The organism is Adlercreutzia muris, assembly GCF_008831045.1.
Taxonomy (GTDB): domain Bacteria; phylum Actinomycetota; class Coriobacteriia; order Coriobacteriales; family Eggerthellaceae; genus Adlercreutzia; species Adlercreutzia muris.
This window is the reverse complement of the sequence record NZ_WAJS01000002.1, coordinates 15,937-38,549: the sequence shown is the minus strand read 5'-3', so window position 1 is coordinate 38,549 and position 22,613 is coordinate 15,937. Positions and strand designations below refer to the sequence as shown.

Genomic DNA, 22,613 nt, shown 5'->3' with positions numbered 1-22,613 from the left:
AAAATGGACATTCGCAATCTGCGCACGGGGCTGGGGATGGACGTGCATGCCTTTGCCGAGGGGCGCAAGCTCATCTTGGGCGGGGTGGACATTCCCCATTACCAGGGTCTTGACGGACACTCCGATGCCGATGTGCTGGCCCATGCCATCTCCGATGCGCTGCTCGGCGCGGTGCGCGGGGGCGATATCGGGAAGCTGTTCCCTGATACCGACCCAGCCTACAAAGGCGCCGATTCGCTGAAGCTTTTGGCCGAGGTGGCCCGCTTCGTGCGCGAGCGGGGTTTCGAAATCATCGACGTGGACAGCGTCATCGCCGCCCAAGCGCCCAAGCTCTCCCCCTACCGCGAGGCCATGCGCGAGAACCTGGCCGCCGCCATGGGCCTTCCCATGGAGAACGTGGGCGTGAAGGCCACCACCACCGAGCACTTAGGCCCCGAGGGCCGCGAGGAGGGCATTACCGCCTACGCCACCTGCCTGGTGTACCGGGCAGGGTAGGGGGTTCGCGCTGGCTCGCTCTGGCGCAGCGCCTGTCTGCCGCTGGTCGGCTCGACGATCTTCTTCGCGCTGCCGACGATAGCGCCTACCGTGATGCCCTGCTCGAGGAATTCGAGCTCTAGGTCCTCGGCGCGGGCCATTGGACGCGCATCTCGGAAAAATTTTTCCACAACCGCACATTTCCGCCGCCTTATGCGTATTACCCTTGAAGGGCCTTTCGCGCAGGTCGTCTCCTTCCCGATCGCTAGCACGGGAAGGGTGGCGCTCCTGCAGACGGACAAGAGGGAAGTGACGTGGACAACCGCCAGTTCAGAGCCATTGTAGATGCTTACGCCGACATGGTGTACCGCATCGCGCTCAACCAGACGCGGCGGGGTACCGATGCCGACGACGTCGTGCAGGCGGTGTTCCTGAAGCTGTACGAGAAACCGCCGGAGTGGCTCGGGCGTGCTTCGGCCGCCGAGCAAGCCGATGGCGGCCGGTCTCTGCGCAGCAGCCGTTCCGCTGCCCCTAACGCGGCGACCGACGAGCGCTTGCGGGCGTGGCTCATTCGCGTGACGGTGAACGAGTGCCGCAATCTCTGGCGCACGCTGTGGCACCGTCGCGTGGAGCTGCGCGAGGTGGGCGACGCCGATACGCCGCCCTATGAGGAGCCGGCGTTTTCGGAGCCCGCCTACGAGCGGCTCTATGCGGCCCTCGGCGAGCTTCCCGAGAAGTGCCGTATCGTGGTGCACCTGTTCTACTTCGAGGATATGGGCACCCGCGAGATAGCCACGGTGCTCGGCATTAAGGAGCCCACGGTGCGCACCCGTCTTGTCCGTGCGCGGAAACTACTCAAGCAAACGTTGAAGGAGGCATGGGACGATGAACAATGCCAACCGGTACAAAGCCATGATGGGCGAGGTCCATGCCTCTGCTGACCTCATCGGAAAGGTAAAGGGCATTCCTATGGAGAAGACGAAGAAGCGCGGTGTAGCGCTGCGATTGGCCACGGCGACCTGTGCCGGTCTGCTCGGTGTGTTCGTGGTGACGAATGGCGTGTGCTATGCCGCCACGGGCGAGACCTGGGTGGAGAAGGCCACCGTGTGGGTGAACGGCGAGCCGGTGGAAATGGACGTGCAGATGCGCCAGGAGGGCGATGTCACCATGGGCACCGTCGAGTACACGGTGGAGGACGCCGTTGGCGAAGGGGGCGACATCGCCATGACCATGAGCGCCGAAGACGGCGATTTCTCGAACATGGCCTACACGATCAAGGACTACACCACTGAGGGCACCGATGCGGCTGACGGCGCGGCCGAGGGCATGGTGCTGGAATCCGACGACGGCCGCGTGCTCCTGGTGCCCGGTGACGGCTCCCAGGCGGAGCCCATCGATATCACCGACCAGATCAAGGCCCAGGGCGGCGCGACCGGCACCTTCGAGATGGACGGCGCCACCTACGTCTACCAGGTGAGCGGCGAGCCGGGCAACTGGCACGCGAGCGTTCAGGCGGAGGCCGATGCGCTCGGCACCTCCGCCGAGGCGTCCCCCGCCGCGAGCGTGGAGGCCCAGTAGAATTCGGTGCCCGACGGCATGGGTCGGCTATAATCTCCCGCACCTGGATCATCGGGTGCGGGAGATTTTCATGGGGTCGTAAGCCCCAAGCGGGGAAGGGAGAAACACCATGGCGAAGCGGGCCGAACGGGTCTTCAATCACGCGGTGGTGCGTCTGCGCGAGGGGCAGAGCGCACTCGATACCCTGCACGAGCAGCGCGAAGAGCTTGCGAGCCAAATGCTCGCGCGCCTTGCCGGCAGCGACGAGTTCTCCGCTATGCTGGAGCGCAACTTTGCTCCCTACCGGCGGCTTATGACCTACTACGAATGCGCCATGATGGAGGTGGAGACGAAGTTCCGCGTGCTGGACGCCGAGTTCGGCCTGCAGCACGACCGCAATCCCATCGAGTCCATCAAGTCGCGCTTGAAGAGCACCGATAGCCTGGCGAAGAAGCTCGTGCGCAAGGGGTTCCCCATGTCGGTGGACTCCATCGAGCAGAACATCTTCGACGTGGCTGGCGTGCGTGTGGTGTGCACCTTTCCCGAGGACATGTTCGCCCTGGCCGAATCGCTGCTGGCCCAGGATGACGTGGTGCTCATCGAGCGTCGCGACTACGTGGCCGCTCCGAAGCCGAGCGGGTACCGCAGCCTGCACCTCATCATCGAGGTGCCTATCTTCCTAGAGCATGAGAAGCGCTGCGTGAAGGTGGAGGTGCAGCTGCGCACCATCTCCATGAACTTCTGGGCCTCGCTGGAGCACCAGCTGCGCTACAAGAAGGATCTGTCCGAGGAAGAGGCCGCCGCCGTGGCCGCGGAGTTGGCCGACTTGGCCGACGCTGCCGCCGATTTGGACGCCCGCATGCAGGCCCTGCGCAACTACCTCGACAACGGGGAGAAGTAGTTCCTTTCCGGCCCTGCGCCTGTGGCGGTGTTGGGGTTGCGCTACAATGCTCCTACTTGCTAGTTCGCTTAAGGAGCTCATTCATGATTAAGCTGTACGATACGCGCCTGCGCCAGAAAGTGGATTTCGAGCCGGTAAAGCCGGGGAAGGTGGCCATGTACGTGTGCGGCCCCACGGTGTACAACCGCATCCACATCGGCAATGCGCGCACCTTCATCTCCTTCGACATGATCCGCCGCTACCTCAGCTGGCGCGGCTTCGAGGTCACCTTCGTGCAGAACGTGACCGACGTGGACGACAAGATCATCAAGCGCGCCGGCGAGGAGGACCGCACCGCCGCCGAGGTGGCCGAGGAGTACACGCGCCTGTTCATCGAGGATATGCGGGCCGCCGGCGTGCAGGACCCCGACATTCGCCCGAAGGCCACTGAAGAGATCGATACCATGATCGCGCTCATCGAGCGCCTCATCGAGCGCGGACATGCCTATGCGGCCGAGGGCGACGTGTACTTCGATGTGCGCTCCTATCCGGGCTACGGGCAGCTCTCGGGCCGCGACGTGGACGAGGCGGAAAGCGGTCACCGCGAGCTGCGAGCCGACGGCCAGGGCCTGGAAGACCGCAAGCGCGACGAGCTGGACTTCGCCCTGTGGAAGGCGGCCAAGCCCGGCGAACCGGCCTGGCCCTCTCCCTGGGGCGCGGGTCGCCCCGGTTGGCACATCGAGTGCTCGGCCATGTCCGAGAAGTACCTGGGCCTGCCCTTCGACATTCACGGCGGCGGGGCCGACCTGGTGTTCCCGCACCACGAGAACGAGCGCGCCCAGTCCGAGTGCGCCTGCGACAGCACCTTCGCCAACTACTGGATGCACTCCGGCATGCTGCAGATCGCCAACGCCGAGACCGGCGAGACCGAGAAGATGTCGAAGTCGCTGAACAACTTCCTGCTGCTGCACGAGGTGCTGGAGCAGGTGCGCCCGGCGGCTCTGCGCATGCTCATGCTGCAGAGCCACTACCGCAGCCCGCTTGTGTTCGGCGAGCAGCGCGTGAACGAGGCCGACGCGGCCCTCACGCGCATCGAGAACGCCGTGCGCGCCCTTGACTGGCTGCTGGAAACGGGCACGCCCCGCGGCGAGGCGGCCCTGGTCCCGGAAACCGCCGAGGGCGAGCTTGCGGCCGTGCTGGATGCAGCGGCGCTGACCGATCGCGTGGCTGTGCTGCGGGCCAACTTCACCGAGGCCATGGACGACGACTTCAATGCCCCGGCGGCCCTGGGTGAGATCTTCTCCTTCGTGAGCGATGTGAACGCCCTTGTGGCCGATGCGACCGCGCTGGCGGCCGAGGAGGCTGCGGCCGGCCGCGCCGCCCGGGATGCCATCGTGGAGCTCATGGACGTGCTCGGCATCGACGTGACTGCCGCCGAGGACCGGGCGGCCTACCCGGTGGAAGTGGTGGCCCTGGCTGCCGATCTGGCCGGCTATGACGGCGACGACCCCGAGATTGCCGTGGCTCACTTGCTGGAGGCCCGCGCCACCGCCCGCAAGGAGAAGAACTGGGCCGTGGCCGACGGCGTGCGCGACGGCCTGGCCGCCCTCGGCTTCACCATCGAGGACACCCCCCAGGGCGCCCGCGTGAGCTACGAGGGGTAGGACATCGCGAAAGAGCCCCTTCCGAAAACGGGTCAACGGCGTAGAGTAGGTGTTGATCTTGGAAAACGGCGGAAGGAGCATGATGGAGCCGGTTATTCAGCTGGAGCGGGTCACGAAGGACTACGGGGGCGGCCGCGGCGTGTTCGACCTCTCGTTCGCTGTGGGCCGCGGCGAGGTCGTGGGATTTTTGGGCGCCAACGGGGCGGGGAAGTCCGTCACCATGCGGCTGCTCATGGGGTTTGTGCGGGCCGATGGCGGCCGGGCGACCCTCGGCGGCCGCCCGTGCTTCGCCGATCGGGCGGCCATTCAGCGCGAGGTGGGCTACCTACCCGGCGAGCTGGCCCTGCCGGGCGACATGACCGGCCGCTCCTTTTTGGCCTTCGTGGCGGGCATGCGGGGCACCGCGCTGCCTTGCCGCGCCAACGCGCTCATCGACTACTTCGAGCTGGACCCGTCGGCCAAGCTGCGGGCCATGTCGAAGGGCACGCGGCAGAAGGTGGGCATCGTGGCGGCGTTCATGCACGGGCCGGCGGTGCTGCTGCTCGACGAGCCCACGAGCGGCCTCGACCTGCTCATGCAGCGCCGCTTCGTGGAGCTGGTGCGGGCCGAGAAGCGCCGGGGCGCCACCATCCTGCTGTCGTCGCACGTGCTCGGCGAGGTGGAGGGCACCTGCGATCGGGCGCTGTTCGTGCGCTCGGGGCGCCTGACGTCCGAGGCCTGCGCGGCTGATCTCACCCTGGATGCCACCTTGGAGCACCTGTACGGCGCCGAGGCGCTGCGCCGCCGCTGGGGCGATGCCGCGGAAGGGCGCGCCGCCGGGAATCGCTCCGCCGCGCCGTCTGACTCCGTCGACCTGGGGCGTTCCCCAGCCTCGTCGGAGAGAGGGGGTGTCCGATGAGCGCGACGTTGTTCAAGCGTAGCCTGCGCAGCGCGGCGGCCGTGATGGCGGCCATCGTGGTCGTGCTCGCGTTCTACATCGCCATGGTGGCGTATCTGTACGACCCCGAGGTGAGCGAGAGCATCCAGCTCATGCAGGCGGCCATGCCCGAGCTCTTCGAGGCCTTCGGCATGGCGAACCCCTCCGCGACGCTGCTCGACTTCCTGCTGAACTACCTGTACGGCTTCTTGTTCACCGGCACCCTCGTGCTCATGGCGGCCTACCTGGCCCAGCGCCTCGTGGTGGGGCCGGTGCGCGACGGGTCGCTCGCGTGGCTGCTCGCCGCGCCCCGCTCGCGGCTGTCCCTCGCGCTCACCTTCGTGGCGGTGGAAGTGGCGGCGGTGGCCATTGTCGTGGGCCTGTCGTGGGGCGCGGAAGTGATTGCCTGCGAGGCGCTGTTCCCCGGAGAGTTGGACGGCGCGGCCCTCGCCCGGGCCAATGCGGGGCTGGTGGCTCTCGGCCTGTTCGTGGCCGCCCCCTGCTTCGCCTCGGCCTGCTGCTTCCAGCATACGGGCCTGGCGCTGTGGGGCGGTGCCGGGGCGTGTGCGGTGTTCCTGCTCATGGGCACGGCCGGCGCGGTGGGGAAGGGCCTCGCGTGGGTCGCCGACCTCTCGCCGCTGGCGCTCTACGACGCCTACGGCCTGGCGGCGGCCGATGGGGGAGCCGTCGCCGGCGCCGTCGTCCTCGGTGTGGTCGCCGCGGCCCTGTTCGCCCTAGGCGTCGCCCGCTTCTGCCGCCGCGATTTCAGCCTATAGGGAGTTGCAGCCGCACCCGTAGGGGCGACCTCCTGGTCGCCCTCGTCCCCGAAGCTCGCCGAACTATCGCGAAGCGCCGGCAATCCCGGGCCCACGGGCGAGCGGGAGCTCGCCCCTACGAAGTGTGCTTCCGGTCCCCACCTCTTCCATCCAGATATTCCGGCTTGTAGGCCCAGTGGCGCATGATGGCGCACCACTGGTGGTAGGCGGCCTGGAAAGCGGCCACGTCGATGGGCTCGCGGCTGGAGAGGTGCTGGTGCAAATAGCCGTCGCCCATCATGATGAGCATGTCCAGCACCTCGCGCGGGTCCACCCCGTCGCGGAACCGTGTGAAGTCCACGTTCGCCATGAACTGGTCGTACAAGATGTCCACCTGCCGGGTCATCCACTTCGCCACCGTTTCGCGAATATCCCGGTGATCGGCGTAGAAGGCCCGCAGCGAGAACTCGAAGACCCAGGGCCACCGCCCCATGAGGGCCAGCTTCTGCGCCCCGGCGTACTCCAGCAGGTCGAAGAAGTCGTCGATGGCGCGGAACTCGTCGTCCACCACCCAGTCCACGGCCCGCTCCATCAGGTAATCCAGGGTGCGCACGTACAGGGAGCTCTTGTTGCGGAAGTAGAAGAACAGAAGCCCTTTGGACATGCCGGCCCGTCGCGCGATCTCCTCGGTGGAGGCCCCTTTGTAGTCGTGGCGGCCGAAGCCCTCGATGGACGCCCGCATGATGGTTTCCTGCCGCTCGACTGGCAGTGCGTCGAAGTCGCCGTGCCGGTCACCTTCGATTGCGTTTCGGGCCATGGTCGCCTCCTTCTTGCGTCTTACGGTGCGGGCATGCACCGTAGTGCGGGCTGTGCCCGCGTAATCAACAGGTACTGACGGGGCGCCTTGTTTGAGATGCAGGCGCAGCCTGCGCTACGAGAGAGACCGTATCCGCCTCGCGCCCGCGGGGGTTTTCTTGCTTGACCCGCCGGTCAACCTCTGCCCATTCTATCCCGTTGACCCGTTTTGCGAAGGGGTTTGCGGCCATCTTCTATAATGGGAGCCTCTGTTTTTCCGTGACGAAGCGAGGTTCCCGTGTCTGCCCAATATCCGTTGCCGCCCATTCCGATGGAACTGCTGGCGCCTGCCGGTGGGATGGAGCAGTTGCGAGCGGCGGTGCGGTTCGGGGCCGATGCGGTGTACCTGGCGGCCGATCGGTTCGGCATGCGGGCCCGGGCGGCGAACTTCGCCCTGGACGAGATTCCCGCAGCGGTGGCCTATGCCCATGAGCACGGTGTGAAGGTGCACGTCACCTGCAATATCCTCATGCATCCGGACGACATCGACGGCTTGCCGGCGTTCTTTCGCTCCCTGGATGCGGCCGGGGTGGATGCCTTCATCATCGGGGACTTGGGCGCCTTCGCCGTGGCCGGCGAGGTGGCGCCGCGGGTGGAGCGCCACGTGAGCACCCAGGCCTCGGTGGCCAACGGCGCGGCGGCCCGGGTGTGGCACAGCCTGGGGGCGAGCCGCGTGGTGTGCGCCCGCGAGATGAGCTTGGCCGACATCGCCCGCTTGCGCCAAGATGCGCCGCCCGAGCTGGAGATCGAGGCCTTCGCCCACGGCGCCATGTGCATGGCCGTGTCGGGCCGCTGCCTCATCAGCAGCTACCTCACGGGCCGATCCGGCAACAAGGGCCACTGTACCCAGCCCTGCCGTTGGAGCTACTCGCTGGGCACGGCGGGCCCGGGCGCTCTGGCGGCGGAGAATGCCGGTGCGGGACCGGTTTCGGAGAATCTGCAGCCTGTGTCAGAATTCCTGTTGGAGGAAGAGAAGCGCCCCGGCGAGTTCTTCCCCATAGAAGAGGACGGGCGCGGCACCTTCATCATGAACGCGAAGGACCTGAACATGCTCGCCCACCTGCGGGCTTTGGCCGGTGCGGGCGTGGATTCCATCAAAATCGAGGGGCGCAACAAGAAGGCCTTCTACGTGGCCACGGTGGTGGGGGCCTACCGCCGTGTGCTCGATGGCGAGCCGTCCGAGGCCGTGGCCGCCGAGCTTGCGGCCGTGTCCCACCGCCCCTACGGCACGGGCTTCTACTTCGACGAGGCCGAGCAGGCCTGCGCCTATGACGGCTACGAGCAGGAGACCATGCACGTGGCCGATGTGGTGGCCTGCGCGCCTGCCTGCGGGGAAGGGTCGGGGGCAGTTGCGGGCCAAGGGCCGCGCCCGCGCCACTCGGCAGAGGAGGACGCCCGTTACCTGTACGTCCTCTGCCGCAACCGGTTCGCGGAACGTGACGAGCTGGAAATCCTCGCGCCCCATGAGCCGACGCGTGCCGTGGCCGTGCGCGACCTCTGCTGGCTTTCTACCTTCGGTCCCGACAACCACGACGAGGATGCCCCCTCCACGGTGGAAGAGGCCCTCGCCCGCGCCACCGCCGCCGACTGGGAGCCGGCCGCTGCGGCCAACCGGTCCTGTAACCTGTATCGGATCGCGGTGGACGACCCCGTGCCCCCCGGCTCCTTCCTGCGCAAGCGCACCTTCCGCCGTTCCGCCCGCCACGGGGCCTAAGCCCCTCGCTCCGCGCTGTTGCGGCGCGGCCGCCTCGCGGGGGCGAAGGGGGGGTGTGCCCCCCGCGCGTTCGCGCCCACTCCCGGAGAGGCCCGACATCGCGCTGGGGCGCCGCTAGGGCGCAGAAACTTTCCCGCCCCGCCGGAAGCGACCGCCCCGCCGTGCTAGGATGCTCCCAAGAGCAACGAGAGAGGGGTGCGGCCGTGATTACCGTCGGCGACGTCATGAATATGAGGGCCTTCGATCGCATTTGGCTTGCGGCGCCCTGCGAGGGGGCCGCATCCCGCGAGGTGGTGGGCGTGGGCACCCTGGACCACGAGCCTTTCACGGGCAGCTACGACCTTTTCGAGCGCGGCGAGTTCATCTTCACCACGCTCGGTTTCGCCGCCATGCATCCCGATCTGGCCGAGGAGGCGCTGCTGGCGCTCATCGAGCGCGATGTGGCCGCCGTCGCCGTGAAGCCCGTGGCGTTGAGGGCTCTCCCCGAGAGGGTGGTCGCCGCCTCCGCCGAGCGCGGCGTGCCCGTGTTCTTCTACGAGGGCCGCTACATGGAGCGCGTCATCGCCGACCTCATGAATGCCCTTGACGACGATGCGGCCGAGTGGGAGCGCAACCACCTCATCGACCTCATGCTGGCTCCTTCCGACGAGCAGGCCGTGCGCTCTACCTTCTTCACCATCGCCGGGGTGACGGGGGCCACTATTCAGTGCCTGGCCATCCAGGCGGTCACCGAGGACGATGCCTCGCTGCGGGCCCTGCAGAAGGTGGTGGAAGGGGTGCTCGCTGCCTACGGGGATCGCTGGAGCGATGTGGAGCGCACGTTCGTCTGCCGTTACCGCGCCATGATCCTGGGCTTTGTCTCCTTTAAGCGCCCGCCGCTGAAGGCCATCGCCATTTCCGACGCCGACCTGGCGAAGTGCATCGCCACGGCCGGCCCCCTCGTGTGCGGCATCAGCCAGGAGGTGAGCCTTGGCGAGGGCGATCTGGCCCTGCGCCAGGCCATGGCCGCCCTGCGCACCGCTCACGTCGAGGGCGGCATCGTGCGCTGGACTACCCTGCGCTTCGACGCCTTCCGCGCCGCTGCCCGCACTGATCGGCTCTACGCCCGCTCGGCCGATCTCATGCGCTCGCTGCTGTTCGACTACGATGCCGAGCATGACAGCGATCTGGGTGTCACCGCCCAGGCCTTTGCCGCTGCCTGCGGCGAGGTGAGCCGCACGGCCGAGGTGCTCTTCCAGCATCCCAATACCGTGCGCTACCGCCTGAAGAAGATCAAGGAGGTCCTGGCCGTCCAAGACCTCACTGACCGCGAGCTGGCGGCTCTCCTGCAGCTGGTGTACCTGGCCTGAGCCCGGGCCCGCGCCGGGGAGGGAACGGGCGCCCGCCCGCGCCCGCCCGGTCCCGCGCCGTCCCTGTGCCCCGCTGCTCGCGCGCCGCGATACCGCCGCGAGCCCCTCGGCTTGTGCCCCGCTGCACAGATCATTGCCGGCGCTCGTTGTGCATCTGCACAATCAGCTGCCCAACGGTTCGTCCGATCGACTAAACGATGACCCTCATCCTGCCCCTAAACTAGGCGGCGTCGAAAGGAGAACCACCATGAAACTCTTCAATGATCAGGCCACTTCCGCCATTGCCAACCTTGATGCCGCCGACGCCGCCTATTGCGCCAAGTTGGAGCAGCGCTTCGCGCATATGGGCATCAGCTCAAAAGTCGCTTCCGACGCTGTGTGTTCCCTCGTTGAGGCCGACGCCGTGCCCCAGGTCGGCATCTGGGCCGCCCTGCCCAGCGCCTTCAAGGGCCTCTTCCCTCAGAAGTCCGCAACGCCCGTTGCCGCTTCCGATACGTTCGCTCCCGCTCAAGAGGCGCTTGCCTAGGCGTGCCGGCCTGGGGTCTCGTCGCCGGAGATTTCCCCGAACGTAAACGACCCCGCCGAATATCGACGGGGTCGTTGCATGAACGGGGGAGTGCGACAGCGCCGAGGCTAGTCCTCCACCTCCACCAGCTCGATGTCGAAGTTCAGGTCCTTGCCCGCCAGCTCGTGGTTCATGTCGAAGGTGACGATGCCGTTCTCGATGGACTCCACGAACACGGGGAAGGGCTGGCCGCCCGGGCCCATCATGTACACGGTCTGGCCCACCGGTAGCTGGTCGGCGTTGGGAATCTGGTCCACCGGCACCTTCTGCACCATCTCATCGTTGCGCTCGCCATAGGCCTCGGCGGCCGGGATGTGCACGGTCTTCTTCTCGCCCACGGCCATATCCTCCACGGCGGCGTCGAAGCCGGGGATCATCTGGCCGGCCATGCAGGTGAACTCGATGGGCTCGCCGCGGTCCACGGACGAATCGAACTTCGTGCCGTCATCCAGCGTGCCGGTGTAGTGCACCTTGACCTTCTTGCCTTTGTTGCTCATATCGCGAGCTCCTTTCCAAAGAAATGTCCTTTAAGTCTAACGGAAGGAGCCCGTGCGGAGCCGACGGGGGTGCAAGCTGCTCCAAGTTGTCACAAACAGCGCCTTTGCGCGCACTCACAGGCGCAAGAAGGGGGTCGTTTAGCTCACTCGACGCGTTTTTGTCCCGATGAAAAAGTGGGCATTCAGCTGATATTTCTCTGTGTTTTCCCAGTTCACAGCCTTGGACAAAAACGCGTCGAGTGAGCTGCTGCTCGCTGAAAGAGCGCCTGAAATTGCCCTTTTTCGCGACAACTTCCCCCGAGGCTTGCTGGTGGAGTATTATGAAAGAGCAACCGAAAAGCTCATCTTTGTGCATGCGCTCAAGAAAATGCGGAACGCATGGGCAGCCCAAGGAATGGAGTCGCTATGACCTATAAAGCGGGAGTTGTGGGAGCGGCCGGGTTTGCCGGCATCGAATTAGTGCGCCTTCTGGCACGGCATCCCGAGTTCGAGCTGGTGGCCGCCACCTCCGATGCCCTGGCTGGCACCCCCATCGCCAAGGCCTATCCGGCTTTCATCGGCGTGACCGACCTGGCGTTCTCCACTCACGAGGAGACCGATCTGGCCGCCTGCGACGTGGCGTTCCTCGCGGTGCCCCACAAGGCCGCCATGGCCGTGGCCGGCGATCTCATCGCCGCCGGCGTCACCGTTATCGACCTGTCGGCCGACTTCCGTCTGAAGGATCCGGCCGTCTACGAGCAGTGGTACGCGCCCCACACCGCGCCCGAGCTTCTGGCCCAGGCCGCCTTCGGCCTGCCCGAGCTCACCGGCGACGAGCTGGCCGCCGCGGCCGAGCGCCGCGCGGCCAGCGAGGCGGTGCTCGTGGGTTGCGCCGGCTGCTACCCCACGGCCACGTCCCTGGCCGCCGCCCCCGCTATCCGCGCGGGGCTCGTGGACGCTGCGGCGCCCGTGGTGGCCGATGCGGTGTCCGGCGTGACCGGCGCGGGCAAGAAGGCTACCGAGCGCACGCACTTCTGCTTCGCCAACGAGAACATGGAGGCCTACGGCGTGGGCACCCACCGCCACACCCCCGAGATCGAGCAGATCTTGGGGGTGCAGGGTCGCCTCGTGTTCACCCCGCACCTGGCCCCGCTGAACCGCGGCCTCTTGTCCACGGTGACGCTGCCGCTGGCCCTGGGCGCTGCTCCCAGCACCGAAGAGCTCGTGGCCCTCTACCGCGACTTCTACGCGGCAAGCCCCCTCGTGTCCGTCATGGATGCCGGCGTGCAGCCCCGCACCGCCTCGGTGGCTGGCACCTGCCGCGCTCAGGTGGGCGTGGCCGTGCACCCCGCGGGCCTCATCGTGGCCACGGGCGCCATCGACAACCTGGGCAAGGGCGCCGCTGGTCAGGGCGTGCAGTGCGCCAACATCGTGTTCGGCCTGCCCGAAACTTGCGGTTTAGAAGAGATCGCCAACCCCGTCTAAGGAGCGAATCCCATGGCAGAGACCACCTTCACCTATCATCCCGAGGGCAACGCTGCCAGCGCCCTCGGTTTTGGTGCCATCGGCACCCATGCGGGCTTCCGTCCCGATCCCGAGCGGCTCGACATGGCTCTCGTGGTGGCCGACGAGCCCTGCGCGGCGGCGGCCACCTTCACCACCAACGTGTTCTGCGCCGCCCCGGTGCGCGTGTCCCGCGAGCATCTGGACGAGGGCGCGCCCGGCCAGCCGGCCTACGGCTGCGCCCGGGCTGTGGTTATCAACTCGGGCATCGCCAACGCCGCCACCGGCGAGCGCGGCCTGGAAGCGGCCCGCGAGACCTGTGAGCTGGTGGGCGAGGCTGTGGGCTGTCCGGCCGACGAGGTGCTCGTGGCCTCCACGGGCGTCATCGGCCAACACCTGCGCCTGGAGCCCTTCGCCACCGGCGTGCCGGCGGCTCTCGCGGCCCTGGCCACGGCCGACGGGCCCGAAGCGCGCGCGGCTCAGGGCCTCGCGGCGGCCCGGGCCATCATGACCACCGACACGCGCCCCAAGCACGGCGCCGTCACCTTCTCGGGCGACGGCATCGGACATCCGGGCGCCACGTTCACCGTGGGCGGCATGGCCAAGGGGGCCGGCATGATCATGCCGAACATGGCCACCATGATCGCCGTCATCACCACCGATGCGCCCCTTACCCCGCCCGACCTGTCGGCGGCCCTCACCGCCTCGGTGAACCGCAGCTTCAACAAGGTCACCGTGGATTCCGACACTTCCACCAACGACACCTGCTTCGCCCTGGCCTCGGGCGCGGCGGCTCCGGGCGGCCCGACGTTCGCTCCGGGCACTCCGGCCTTCGCCGCCTTCCAAGAGGCCCTCGACGAGCTCACGACCACCCTCGCTCGCGAAATGGCCGCCGACGGCGAGGGGGCCACGCGCCTCATCACCGTCACCGTGCGCGGGGCGGCTACGGCCGACGACGCCGACGCGGCCGCCCGCACCGTGGCCAATTCCCCTCTCGTGAAAACGGCCGTGTACGGTCACGATGCCAACTGGGGCCGCGTTGCCGCCGCCCTCGGACGTTCGGGGGCCCGCTTCAACCAGGAGGACGTGGATATCGATATACTGGGGCTGCCCGTATGCCGTGCTGGCCTCGTGGTCGATTTCGACGAGGAAGAGGCGCTGCGTCGCTTCGAGGAGCCTGAGGTGGCCATCGAAGTGGACCTGCATGCGGGGGAGGAGTCGGCGGTCATGTGGACCTGCGACTTCTCCCACGACTACGTGACGATCAACGGAGACTACCGCTCATGAAGTACGCCATGCAAGCCCGCGCCGAGGGCGTTTCCTCTACCGCCGGCGAAATCCTCTACGAGGCCATGCCCTGGATCAAGCAGGTCACGGGCAAGACCATCGTCATCAAGTACGGCGGCTCGGCCATGGAGAACCCGGAGCTGGCCGCCGAGGTCATGGCCGACATCGTGCTGCTGAAGATCATCGGCATCAACCCGGTGCTCGTCCACGGCGGCGGCAAGGCCATCAACCGCGTGTTCGACCAGTTCGACATCCCCGTGGAGTTCGTGGACGGCCAGCGCGTCACCACGGAGGCGGCCATGGACCTCGTGCGCATGGTGCTCACCGGGGAAGTGAACCAGCAGCTCGTGGAGGCCATGAACGCCCACGGCAACATGGGCGTGGGCATCTCCGGCACCGACGCCGGCGTCATCGTGGCCGAGCAGGCCAGTCCCGCCCTCGGGCGCGTGGGAAAGATCACCCGCATCAACACGCCCCTCATCGAGGACTTGGTGGCCGACGACTACATTCCCATCATCGCCTCCATCGCCATCGGCGAGGACGGCGGCTGCTACAACGTGAACGCCGACATCGCCGCTGGCTACATCGCCGCGGCCATCGGCGCCCACAAGATCATCTTCCTTACCGACGTGGACGGCCTCTACGAGAACTACCCCGACCCGGCCTCGCTCATCGCCGAGATGTCGCTGGGGGAAGCCGAGGCCATGATCCGCGGCGACAAGCTGGCCTCGGGCATGATTCCCAAGCTCACGAGCTGTGTGCGCGCCCTGGAATCCGGCGTGAACGGCGCCCATATCATCAACGGCAAGGTGCCCCACGCCCTCCTGCTGGAAATGCTCACCGACTCCGGCATGGGTACCATGGTCACCGGCCTGGCCTCGTCCCAATGCCTGAATTTGTCCCCGGTCGGCAAGTTCGCAGCCAAGCTCATCGAGAACCGTTAGGAGCCCCTTATGACCCTCGCCCGAGAAATGGCCCTGGAATCTGAATACGTGATGGGCACCTTCGCCCGCAAGCCCGTGGAATTCGTGGAAGGCCACGGCATGACGCTGATCGATGACAAGGGGAAGGAATATCTCGACTTCCTCTCCGGTATCGGCGTATGCAGCCTCGGCCACTGTCACCCCGCCATCGCGGCTGCCGTGAGCGATCAGGCCGCCAAGCTCATCCACGTGAGCAACTATTATTACATCGAGCACCGCGGAGAAGTGGCGCAGCTACTGTCGAGCATGCTGAACGCCGAGGTTGACGTGGAACACCCCGAGGTGTGGAAGACCTTCTTCGCGAACTCCGGCGCCGAGGCCAACGAGTGCGCCATCAAGCTGGCCCGCCTCTATGCCCGCCGCCGCACTGAAGAGGCGGGGAAGGACGCCGAGCTCGCGCCGCGCCTCATCGTCACCTTGGCCAAGAGCTTCCACGGCCGCACTCTGGCCACCCTGGCCGCCACGGCCCAGCCCGCCAAGCAGGAGGCCTTCCAGCCCCTGCCCGCCGGCTTCACCGCCACGCCCATCAACGACGTGGAGGCTCTGGAGCGCCTGTTCGAAACCCAGGGCGACCGCATCTGTGCCGTCATGATCGAGTGCATCCAGGGCGAGAGCGGCGTGCACCCCTGCACCGAGGAGTTCATCGGTGCCATTCGCCGGCTCACGGCCGAGCACGGGGCGCTTATGATCTGCGACGAGGTGCAGAGCGGCATCTTCCGCACCGGCTTGCCCTTCGGCTTCCAGAACTTCGATGTGCTGCCCGATATCGTCACCATGGCCAAGGGCATCGCCTCCGGTATCGTGGCCGGCGCTTGCGCGGCCCGCGCCTCTATCGCCGACACCTTCGCCCCGGGCGATCACGGCACCACCTTCGGTGGCTCGAACATCGCCATGGCCGCGGCCCACGTCACGCTCTCCACCCTGCTGGCCCCGGGCACGGCGGCCCGTATCCAGGAGGTGGGCACCTATATGCGCGAGCGCCTGGCAGCGCTGCCCCACGTGCAGGAGGTGCGCGGCTTCGGGCTCATGAACGGCATCGATCTGACCCATGAGGCCCCCGCCGCCCCCGATATCGTCGCCGCGGGCTTGGAGGAGGGCTTGGTCCTGAACGCCACCGGTCCGGCCACCCTGCGCTTCCTGCCTCCTCTCATCTGCTCCAAGGAAGATGTGGACGCACTCGTCGATAAGCTGGGCGCGCTGCTGTAAAACCTGTACAGTTTGGCATTCCGAAGCGCGGCACTGCACAAAAAGCAGGGCCGCGCTTCCTTTTGCCCGCGCAAGTTGCCAGGTAAAAGCCACAATTTTTTGTGCAAATGCACAGCATTCTGCACAATGAATTTGCGCCGTTTCCCCATATTTTTCCTAATTCTGGGTTGACGGCTCAGGAATTGGGGCATAATAGCCGCCAGTTGCACGGCCAGGGGCCACCGGCCCCATAACTCGGATGGCCGCGCACCCGCGAGAGGAACAGGTTCATGATGCACGCAGCAGCTCAGAGCGAAACAGCCGCCGGCGCCAGCGCCGCGGCTGTGCTGCGTCCTGTCTCCCCCTCTCTCTTCACCACGGCCGGTGCCGATCGACGCCGACGTAGCCGCGGTCTGCGACGCCGACGCGCGTAACGCAGACGAACTGTGGGGCCTGTGCGCCCCTTCGGTCCGTCATCGTTTCCGGCGGACCGCAAGCGGCCCGTCCGGGTCCGCGAGATTGCCGTGGTGTATCCCTTGCCATTCCATTCTTGAATCGCGCCTTTGCGAGCCGGGCAGTGCCGTTGCATACCCATCTCGTAAGAAAGGCCCGATCATGACCAGCAACACGTCCGCCGCATCCAACAGCAACGCCTCCTCGTCCCTCCATGATGCCCTGCACATCACAGCTCAGCCCGCTCCCGGCGAGAAAGAGCGGGTGGTGCTCGCCTATTCCGGCGGCCTGGACACGTCGGTGTGCATCAAGTGGCTCCAGGAAACCTACGACCTCGACGTCATCGCCGTGGTGGGTGATCTGGGCCAGGAGCACGACGGCCTGGAGGCGGTGAAGGCCAAGGCCCTGGCCACCAGCGCCATCGGCTGCGCGGTCATCGACATGCGGGAGGCCTTTGCCGACGAGTACCTGACCTGCGCGCTGGCGGCCAATGCCCTGTACGAGAACAAGTACCCGCTTGTGAGCGCTCTGTCGCGTCCCCTCATTGCCATGCACCTCGTGGCGGTGGCCCACGCCTTCGGTGCCAAGTACGTGGCCCACGGCTGCACCGGCAAGGGCAACGATCAGGTGCGCTTCGAGTCCTCCGTGCTCATGCTGGACCCCACCTTGAAGATTCTCTCCCCAGTGCGCGATTGGGGCCTGGGCTGCCGGGCCGATGAGATCGCCTGGGCCGCGGTCCACGGCGTGCCGGTGAAGGCTACCACCGAGGCTCCCTATTCCATTGACGACAACCTGTGGGGAAGGGCTATCGAATGCGGCGTGCTGGAAGACCCCTGGTGCGAGCCGCCCGCCGATATCTACACCATGACCGCCGATCCTGTCAGCGCTCCCGATGCGCCCGCCTACGTGGAAATCGCCTTCGAACAGGGAATCCCCTGTGCTTTGGATGGAAAGCCCCTGTCCTTTCTCGACATCATCTACGCCCTGAACGAGATCGCCGGCGCCCATGGCTTCGGCCGCATCGACATGATCGAGAACCGGCTCGTGGGCGTGAAGAGCCGCGAGTGCTACGAGGTGCCCGGCGCCCTGACGCTCATCCAGGCCCACAAGGCCCTAGAGGACTTGTGCCTGGAGCGGGGCGTGCTGCATCAGAAGCTGGCCCTGGAGCAGACCTGGGCCGAGTCGGTGTACAACGGCCTGTGGTTCTCGCCGCTCAAGGAGGCCCTCGATGCCTTCCTCGGCCACACCCAGCAGTGCGTGACGGGCACGGTGAAGGTGAAGCTGTACAAGGGCAGCTGCACGGTGGTGGGGCGCAAGAGCCCGTTCTCGCTCTACGACTTCGGTCTGGCCACCTACGATGCCGATGACGCCTTCGACCATCAGGCCGCCAAGGGCTTCATCGATATTCACGGCCTGTCCTGCAAGGTGTGGGCTGAGAATCGGCTCGCCAATGATGCCCGCATGCCCGCCTTCGCCGACGTAGATGCCACCAACGCCGCTTGTCGGGCCGTGGTGGACGAGGCCGAAGATATCCTGCACGACGCGGGGAAGGTGTGTGCGTAATGGCGCTCTGGTCGGGAAGATTCACCGAAGGTGCCGATGCCTTCACCCAGCAATTCGGGGCGTCGCTGCCTGTGGATGAGAAGCTGTATGCCCAGGACATCGCCGGATCGGTGGCCCACGGGCAGATGCTCGCGGCCCGGGGCGTCATCAGCGCCGAGGACGCGGCGGCCATCACCGAGGGCCTGGTCGCCATCAAGGCCGACATAGAGGGCGGCACGCTGGTCTTCGACGTGCAGCAGAGCGAGGATATCCACATGGCCATCGAGTCGGAGCTCACGACGCGCATCGGCGATGCGGGGGCGCGGCTGCACACGGGACGGTCCCGCAACGACCAGGTGGTCACCGACACGCGGCTCTACGCCAAGGAGCGGGCGAGCGACCTCATGGCCGCTCCTTGGCCCTGCGCGAGGCCCTGGTGGAAGCGGCTGAGAAGCACTTCGATGTGATCCTGCCGGGCTATACCCACCTGCAGCACGCTCAGCCAGTACTGCTGTCCCACCATCTGCTGGCCTACGTTTGGATGCTCACCCGCGACTTCGAGCGCCTGGCCGCAGCGCGGAAGTCGGCTGACGCGTGCCCTTTGGGGGCGGCGGCGCTGGCGGGCACCACCTACCCCCTCGACCGCTTTGCCACTACGGCGGCGCTGGGCTTTGCCCGTCCCATTCCCAACTCGCTCGATGCAGTGTCCGATCGCGACTTTTTGCTCGACCTCATCTACGCCTGCAGCGTGTCGAGCTTGCATCTGTCGCGCCTGGCCGAGGAGCTCATCCTGTGGTCCACCGCCGAGTTCGGGTTCATCACCCTGGCCGACAGCTATGCCACTGGCTCCTCTATCATGCCCCAGAAGAAGAACCCCGATTTCGCCGAGCTTATCCGCGGCAAGTCGGGCCGGGTGGTGGGGGATCTGATGGCCCTCATGATGACGCTGAAGTCGCTGCCCTTGGCCTACAACAAGGACCTGCAGGAGGACAAGGAGGGCGCCATGGACGCCGCCGATACCCTGGAGGACTGCTACCGGTGCGCCGCCGGCATGGTGGCCACCATGACCGTGCATCCCGAGGCTATGATGGCCCAAGCGAAGAAGGGCTACCTGGCCGCCACCGATGTGGCCGACTACCTGGCGAAGAAGGGCATGCCCTTCCGTCGGGCCCACGAGGTGGTGGGACACCTGGTGCTTTTGTGCGAGCAGCGGGGCTGCGATTTGGAGGACCTCACGCTCGCCGACTTCCAGGCGGAAAGCGACCTCTTTGAGGCCGACATCGTCAACTGCCTGAACCTCCCGGCCATCGTGGCCGCCCGCACCACCTACGGCGGCACGGGACATGCCGCCGTGCGCGAGCAGCTCGCCGAGGTGGAGGCCGCCCTCGCCGCCGACTGCGCACGGCTGTAGGGCCTCGGTCCCGGGGCGGGGCTCCGTGTCCTGCCCCGGCGCCCTCTGTGCTTTTTCCCGAGAGGATGTGCCGAACTCGTGGCCGTACTTGCGCGATGCTAAAATGGCGATCACCTATAACGATGGAGGTATTTCGTGGGTTCACGTGCAATGAAGCGCCGCAACGGCACTCGGACGAAGAATAAGAAGGCGCCGATCCTCGGTATCATCTCGGTGATCGTGCTGGCCATTGCCGCAGGCGTGTTCGGGGTGTACACCCTGTGCAATTCGTGGCTGGAGGATCTGCCCGACTACCAGAACGCCGATGCCTACAACTCGGCCCAGCCGACCTATGTGTACGCCTCCGACGGCACCACGCTGCTCGCCGAGTTCCAGCTTGAGAACCGCGAGCCGGTAGCCCTCGACCAGGTGAGCGAGTACGTGCTGAAGGGCACCGTGGCCACCGAGGACGAGCGCTTCTACAGCCACGCCGGCGTGGACTATCTGGGCGTGGCCCGTGCGCTCGTGAACAACCTCATGGGCGGCGCGCTCGAGGGCGCCTCCACCATTACCCAGCAGTTCGTGCGCAACACCATCCTGTCCGAGGAGATGCGCGACATCTCCTTCAAGCGCAAGATCCGCGAGATGTACATCTCCCAGAAGCTCGAGGAGCAGTACACCAAAGACGAGATCCTGCTCATGTACTTGAACACCATCAACTACGGCTCGGGCGCCTACGGCATCGAGGCCGCCGCCGAGCGCTATTTCTCGAAGGATGCGAAGGACCTCACGCTGAACGAGGCCGCCACGCTCGTGGGCATTCCCCAGTCGCCCACCTACAACAACCCCATCGACTACCCCGAGAACTGCCTGAAGCGCCGCAACACAGTGCTCGACCGCATGGTGTCTAACAACGTCATCACCGCCGAGGAGGCCGATGCGGTGAAGGCCGAGCCCATCGAGCTGAATCCCTCCGAGCCCTCCATGACCGGCATCGTGGACTACCCCTACTTCACCAGCTACGTGCGCAACCAGCTGACGAACCCCGACGGCAAGTACGCCTACTCCACCGCCGAGCTGTTCAAGGGCGGCCTGAAGGTGACTACCACCCTCGATGTGGGCGTGCAGCAGGCGGCCGACGAGGCCGCGGCCGAGAAGGAGGACGAGGCGGGCGATCCCTTCGAGGTGTCCATGGCCGTCGTCGATCCCGACAACGGCTACATCAAGGCGCTCGTGGGCGGCCACGACTACGAGAGCTCCCAGGTGAACATGGCCACCGGCGAGGGCGGCTCGGGCCGGCAGGCCGGTTCGTCCTTCAAGCTGTTCACCCTGATGGCGGCCCTCAACGAGGGCATCGATCCCGAAACGCTCATCGATGCCGGCCGCAAGGTGGAGCTCGAGGGCGGCGAGCCGGTGTACAACAACGACCGCGCCGACTACGGCACGCGCACCATCAAGAGCGCCTTCGGCGTGTCGTCGAACACCGCCTTCATCCGCCTGCTGCTGTCGGTGGGCGTGGACAAGGTCATCGAGATGGCGAAGTCCATGGGCATCACCTCCGACATGCCCGCCGTGGCCGGTCTCACCCTCGGTATCGGCTCAGTCACGCCTCTGGAAATGGCCGACGCCTATGCCACGGTGGCCAACGGCGGGGTGCACTACGATCCCGAGTGCATCGTGAAGATCGAGGACCGTAACGGCAACGTCATCGTCGACAACACCGACCCCACCGGCGAGCGCGTCTTCTCCAAGGAAGTGGCCCGTGCGGCCATCGACTGCATGGAGGTGGTCATCGACAACGGCACCGGTAAGGCGGCGCGCCCCTCCAACGGCCAGGAGGCCGGCGGCAAGACCGGCACCACCGACGACAAGAAGGACAGCTGGTTCTGCGGCGTCACCCCACAGTACTCCGTGGCCATCTGGCTGGGCGACCGCAGCGACTACTCGGAGGCGAAGTCGCCGGGCACCACGGCGGCCAGCGTCTTCGGCGACTTCATCGACCGCGTCATCTCCTCCGACCAGACCGAGAAGTTCTTCACGGCCGACAAGCCCCAGTACAAGAAGGACTACCGCGACGAGGAGAATCATATCGGCGGCTACTACAGCAAGGAAAAGGACAAGGATAAGGACGAGGAGAAGGACGAGGAAACCGAGGAGCCGACCGACGAGGCCCCGGAGGGTGAGGGGAACAATCCCGTCGAGCCCACGCCGACGCCCGATCCTGCTCCCACGCCGACCCCTGAGCCGACCCCGGAACCCGAGCCCGAGCCCACGCCGACGCCTGACCCCGAGCCCACGCCCGATCCGACCCCGCCGCCCGACACCGGCGGAGATGGCGGCGGTGCGGCTGGCTAGACCCTCCCGCTCTTGGAATTGTTGCGATCCCGTGACGGTGCGGTTCGCAGCCGTCCCGCGACTGCTATGATGGATGATGGAATCTGAGAGGGCGCTGCCGGCATCGGCGGCGCCCTTTGCAAAACGAGATGGCGCCCGCGGGCGCCCGATGGGAGTGGAACCCATGAACCGAAAGACAATCGCGCGCATGACGGCCGCTCTGGCCGGAGTGATTCTGGCTGGCGGTCTCTTGGCCGGCTGCATGTCGCCGAATACCGGCGCCACCGACCAGCAGCAGGCCAACCGCACCTACATGACCCAGGTGAATCGGGCCATGGAGGATCTGAACGGACGTCTGGCCGGCTTCGACGAGGCTGTGGCCCAGGGCAATCCCGTGAATATGCGCGCCAAGGCCGATGACGCTTTCGCGGCTATCGACGATCTGGCGGCCATCGAGACCCCCGATGCCATGAAGGACCTCCAGAAGGGCTACGTCGACGGGTGCACCGCTCTCAAGGATGCGCTCAATGGCTACGTCGATCTCTACACGGAAATCGACAGCGCCACCGAGGAGCACCCCTTCGACTTCGGCACCTACGATGACCGCATCAAGGCGGTACAGGACAAGTACAACGAGGGCATCGATCAGTTGAAGGCCGCCGACGAAGAGGCCCTGAAGCTGAACGAGGACTAAGTTTGTTTCGTCGTTGCTAGCGCAACGACGAGGACGC

The 22,613-nt window shown here is 66.4% G+C and carries 21 protein-coding genes; 19 read left to right on the top strand and 2 right to left on the bottom strand.

All coding sequences use genetic code 11. The features are described from left to right. The first annotated feature begins 3 nt into the window (after positions 1–3). The 7 genes from ispF (at position 4) to F8D48_RS00970 (ending at position 6,267) form a co-directional block, all read left to right on the top strand. Positions 4–495 carry a 2-C-methyl-D-erythritol 2,4-cyclodiphosphate synthase gene (ispF, locus tag F8D48_RS01000; RefSeq protein ID WP_151429597.1) on the top strand — a complete coding sequence of 164 codons (492 nt, stop codon included), beginning with the start codon at positions 4–6 and terminating at the stop codon, positions 493–495. Positions 496–788: 293 nt separating this feature from the next. Continuing rightward, complete coding sequence (locus F8D48_RS00995; protein ID WP_205717302.1) at positions 789–1,415, top strand: RNA polymerase sigma factor; 627 nt, start codon at positions 789–791, stop codon at positions 1,413–1,415. Between the two features lie 28 nt (positions 1,416–1,443). Beyond that, on the top strand, positions 1,444–2,052 hold the full coding sequence (locus F8D48_RS00990; RefSeq protein WP_151429596.1) for a hypothetical protein: 609 nt from the start codon (positions 1,444–1,446) through the stop codon (positions 2,050–2,052). A gap of 109 nt (positions 2,053–2,161) precedes the next feature. Beyond that, complete coding sequence (locus tag F8D48_RS00985) at positions 2,162–2,932, top strand: GTP pyrophosphokinase (protein ID WP_205717301.1); 771 nt, start codon at positions 2,162–2,164, stop codon at positions 2,930–2,932. 83 nt (positions 2,933–3,015) lie between these two features. Beyond that, positions 3,016–4,575 (top strand): cysteine--tRNA ligase, encoded by a 1,560-nt coding sequence (cysS, locus tag F8D48_RS00980; RefSeq protein ID WP_151429595.1) that lies wholly within the window; start codon positions 3,016–3,018, stop codon positions 4,573–4,575. A gap of 82 nt (positions 4,576–4,657) precedes the next feature. Then, entirely contained in the window at positions 4,658–5,473 is an 816-nt protein-coding gene (locus tag F8D48_RS00975; RefSeq protein ID WP_236650704.1) for an ABC transporter ATP-binding protein, read from the top strand. After that, positions 5,470–6,267 (top strand): hypothetical protein, encoded by a 798-nt coding sequence (locus F8D48_RS00970; protein WP_151429594.1) that lies wholly within the window; start codon positions 5,470–5,472, stop codon positions 6,265–6,267. Before F8D48_RS00975 ends, F8D48_RS00970 begins: the two co-directional genes overlap by 4 nt. 115 nt (positions 6,268–6,382) lie before the next feature. Here F8D48_RS00970 and F8D48_RS00965 read toward each other — a convergent pair whose 3' ends face one another. After that, entirely contained in the window at positions 6,383–7,063 is a 681-nt protein-coding gene (locus F8D48_RS00965) for a TetR/AcrR family transcriptional regulator (protein ID WP_016310436.1), read from the bottom strand. Between the two features lie 336 nt (positions 7,064–7,399). Between F8D48_RS00965 and F8D48_RS00960 the strand changes: the two genes are divergently transcribed. From F8D48_RS00960 to F8D48_RS00950, 3 genes are all read left to right on the top strand, one after another. After that, the gene (locus F8D48_RS00960) at positions 7,400–8,815 is read left to right on the top strand and encodes a U32 family peptidase (protein WP_240806159.1); all 1,416 of its coding nucleotides are present in this window, start codon (positions 7,400–7,402) and stop codon (positions 8,813–8,815) included. A 203-nt stretch (positions 8,816–9,018) separates the two neighbouring features. Next, on the top strand, positions 9,019–10,164 hold the full coding sequence (locus tag F8D48_RS00955; protein ID WP_151429593.1) for a helix-turn-helix domain-containing protein: 1,146 nt from the start codon (positions 9,019–9,021) through the stop codon (positions 10,162–10,164). A gap of 247 nt (positions 10,165–10,411) precedes the next feature. Continuing rightward, on the top strand, positions 10,412–10,690 hold the full coding sequence (locus F8D48_RS00950) for a hypothetical protein (protein WP_136434694.1): 279 nt from the start codon (positions 10,412–10,414) through the stop codon (positions 10,688–10,690). A gap of 107 nt (positions 10,691–10,797) precedes the next feature. On the opposite strand, the gene F8D48_RS00945 is transcribed toward F8D48_RS00950, so the two are convergent. Next, entirely contained in the window at positions 10,798–11,226 is a 429-nt protein-coding gene (locus F8D48_RS00945) for an FKBP-type peptidyl-prolyl cis-trans isomerase (RefSeq protein ID WP_135971103.1), read from the bottom strand. 405 nt (positions 11,227–11,631) lie between these two features. On the opposite strand from F8D48_RS00945, the gene argC reads away from it, so the two are divergent. The 9 genes from argC (at position 11,632) to F8D48_RS00905 (ending at position 22,576) form a co-directional block, all read left to right on the top strand. After that, on the top strand, positions 11,632–12,690 hold the full coding sequence (gene argC / locus F8D48_RS00940) for an N-acetyl-gamma-glutamyl-phosphate reductase (RefSeq protein ID WP_151429592.1): 1,059 nt from the start codon (positions 11,632–11,634) through the stop codon (positions 12,688–12,690). 12 nt (positions 12,691–12,702) lie between these two features. Continuing rightward, on the top strand, positions 12,703–13,995 hold the full coding sequence (gene argJ, locus F8D48_RS00935) for a bifunctional glutamate N-acetyltransferase/amino-acid acetyltransferase ArgJ (protein WP_151429591.1): 1,293 nt from the start codon (positions 12,703–12,705) through the stop codon (positions 13,993–13,995). After that, complete coding sequence (gene argB / locus F8D48_RS00930) at positions 13,992–14,939, top strand: acetylglutamate kinase (protein ID WP_135971107.1); 948 nt, start codon at positions 13,992–13,994, stop codon at positions 14,937–14,939. Before argJ ends, argB begins: the two co-directional genes overlap by 4 nt. Before the next feature lie 9 nt (positions 14,940–14,948). Further along, on the top strand, positions 14,949–16,184 hold the full coding sequence (locus tag F8D48_RS00925) for an aminotransferase class III-fold pyridoxal phosphate-dependent enzyme (protein ID WP_151429590.1): 1,236 nt from the start codon (positions 14,949–14,951) through the stop codon (positions 16,182–16,184). 594 nt (positions 16,185–16,778) lie between these two features. Next, on the top strand, positions 16,779–18,179 hold the full coding sequence (locus tag F8D48_RS00920; protein WP_151429589.1) for an argininosuccinate synthase: 1,401 nt from the start codon (positions 16,779–16,781) through the stop codon (positions 18,177–18,179). Further along, positions 18,179–18,625, top strand: a complete 447-nt coding sequence (locus F8D48_RS12055) for a lyase family protein (RefSeq protein WP_257475578.1) — start codon at positions 18,179–18,181, stop codon at positions 18,623–18,625. The genes F8D48_RS00920 and F8D48_RS12055 overlap by 1 nt, the downstream gene beginning before the upstream one ends. After that, positions 18,574–19,569, top strand: coding sequence for an argininosuccinate lyase (argH, locus tag F8D48_RS00915; RefSeq protein WP_257475577.1), 996 nt, complete (start codon positions 18,574–18,576; stop codon positions 19,567–19,569). The genes F8D48_RS12055 and argH overlap by 52 nt, the downstream gene beginning before the upstream one ends. 135 nt (positions 19,570–19,704) lie before the next feature. After that, positions 19,705–21,903: a transglycosylase domain-containing protein gene (locus F8D48_RS00910; RefSeq protein WP_151429588.1), complete on the top strand. Its 2,199-nt coding sequence runs from the start codon at positions 19,705–19,707 to the stop codon at positions 21,901–21,903. A gap of 163 nt (positions 21,904–22,066) precedes the next feature. Next, positions 22,067–22,576, top strand: coding sequence for a hypothetical protein (locus tag F8D48_RS00905; protein WP_135971499.1), 510 nt, complete (start codon positions 22,067–22,069; stop codon positions 22,574–22,576). The last annotated feature ends 37 nt before the right edge of the window (positions 22,577–22,613 follow it).

Bases quoted from the DNA above. Each gene is read 5' to 3' on its own strand.
- F8D48_RS00925 (WP_151429590.1), top strand. From the start codon at position 14,949: ATGACCCTCGCCCGAGAAATGGCCCTGGAATCTGAATACGTGATGGGC.
- F8D48_RS00920 (WP_151429589.1), top strand. From the start codon at position 16,779: ATGACCAGCAACACGTCCGCCGCATCCAACAGCAACGCCTCCTCGTCC.
- F8D48_RS00965 (WP_016310436.1), bottom strand. From the start codon at position 7,063: ATGGCCCGAAACGCAATCGAAGGTGACCGGCACGGCGACTTCGACGCA.
- F8D48_RS00945 (WP_135971103.1), bottom strand. From the start codon at position 11,226: ATGAGCAACAAAGGCAAGAAGGTCAAGGTGCACTACACCGGCACGCTG.
- F8D48_RS00975 (WP_236650704.1), top strand. From the start codon at position 4,658: ATGGAGCCGGTTATTCAGCTGGAGCGGGTCACGAAGGACTACGGGGGC.
- F8D48_RS00990 (WP_151429596.1), top strand. From the start codon at position 1,444: ATGGAGAAGACGAAGAAGCGCGGTGTAGCGCTGCGATTGGCCACGGCG.
- F8D48_RS00960 (WP_240806159.1), top strand. From the start codon at position 7,400: ATGGAGCAGTTGCGAGCGGCGGTGCGGTTCGGGGCCGATGCGGTGTAC.
- F8D48_RS00985 (WP_205717301.1), top strand. From the start codon at position 2,162: ATGGCGAAGCGGGCCGAACGGGTCTTCAATCACGCGGTGGTGCGTCTG.
- argC (WP_151429592.1), top strand. From the start codon at position 11,632: ATGACCTATAAAGCGGGAGTTGTGGGAGCGGCCGGGTTTGCCGGCATC.
- argJ (WP_151429591.1), top strand. From the start codon at position 12,703: ATGGCAGAGACCACCTTCACCTATCATCCCGAGGGCAACGCTGCCAGC.
- ispF (WP_151429597.1), top strand. From the start codon at position 4: ATGGACATTCGCAATCTGCGCACGGGGCTGGGGATGGACGTGCATGCC.
- cysS (WP_151429595.1), top strand. From the start codon at position 3,016: ATGATTAAGCTGTACGATACGCGCCTGCGCCAGAAAGTGGATTTCGAG.
- F8D48_RS12055 (WP_257475578.1), top strand. From the start codon at position 18,179: ATGGCGCTCTGGTCGGGAAGATTCACCGAAGGTGCCGATGCCTTCACC.
- F8D48_RS00970 (WP_151429594.1), top strand. From the start codon at position 5,470: ATGAGCGCGACGTTGTTCAAGCGTAGCCTGCGCAGCGCGGCGGCCGTG.
- F8D48_RS00950 (WP_136434694.1), top strand. From the start codon at position 10,412: ATGAAACTCTTCAATGATCAGGCCACTTCCGCCATTGCCAACCTTGAT.
- F8D48_RS00905 (WP_135971499.1), top strand. From the start codon at position 22,067: ATGAACCGAAAGACAATCGCGCGCATGACGGCCGCTCTGGCCGGAGTG.
- argB (WP_135971107.1), top strand. From the start codon at position 13,992: ATGAAGTACGCCATGCAAGCCCGCGCCGAGGGCGTTTCCTCTACCGCC.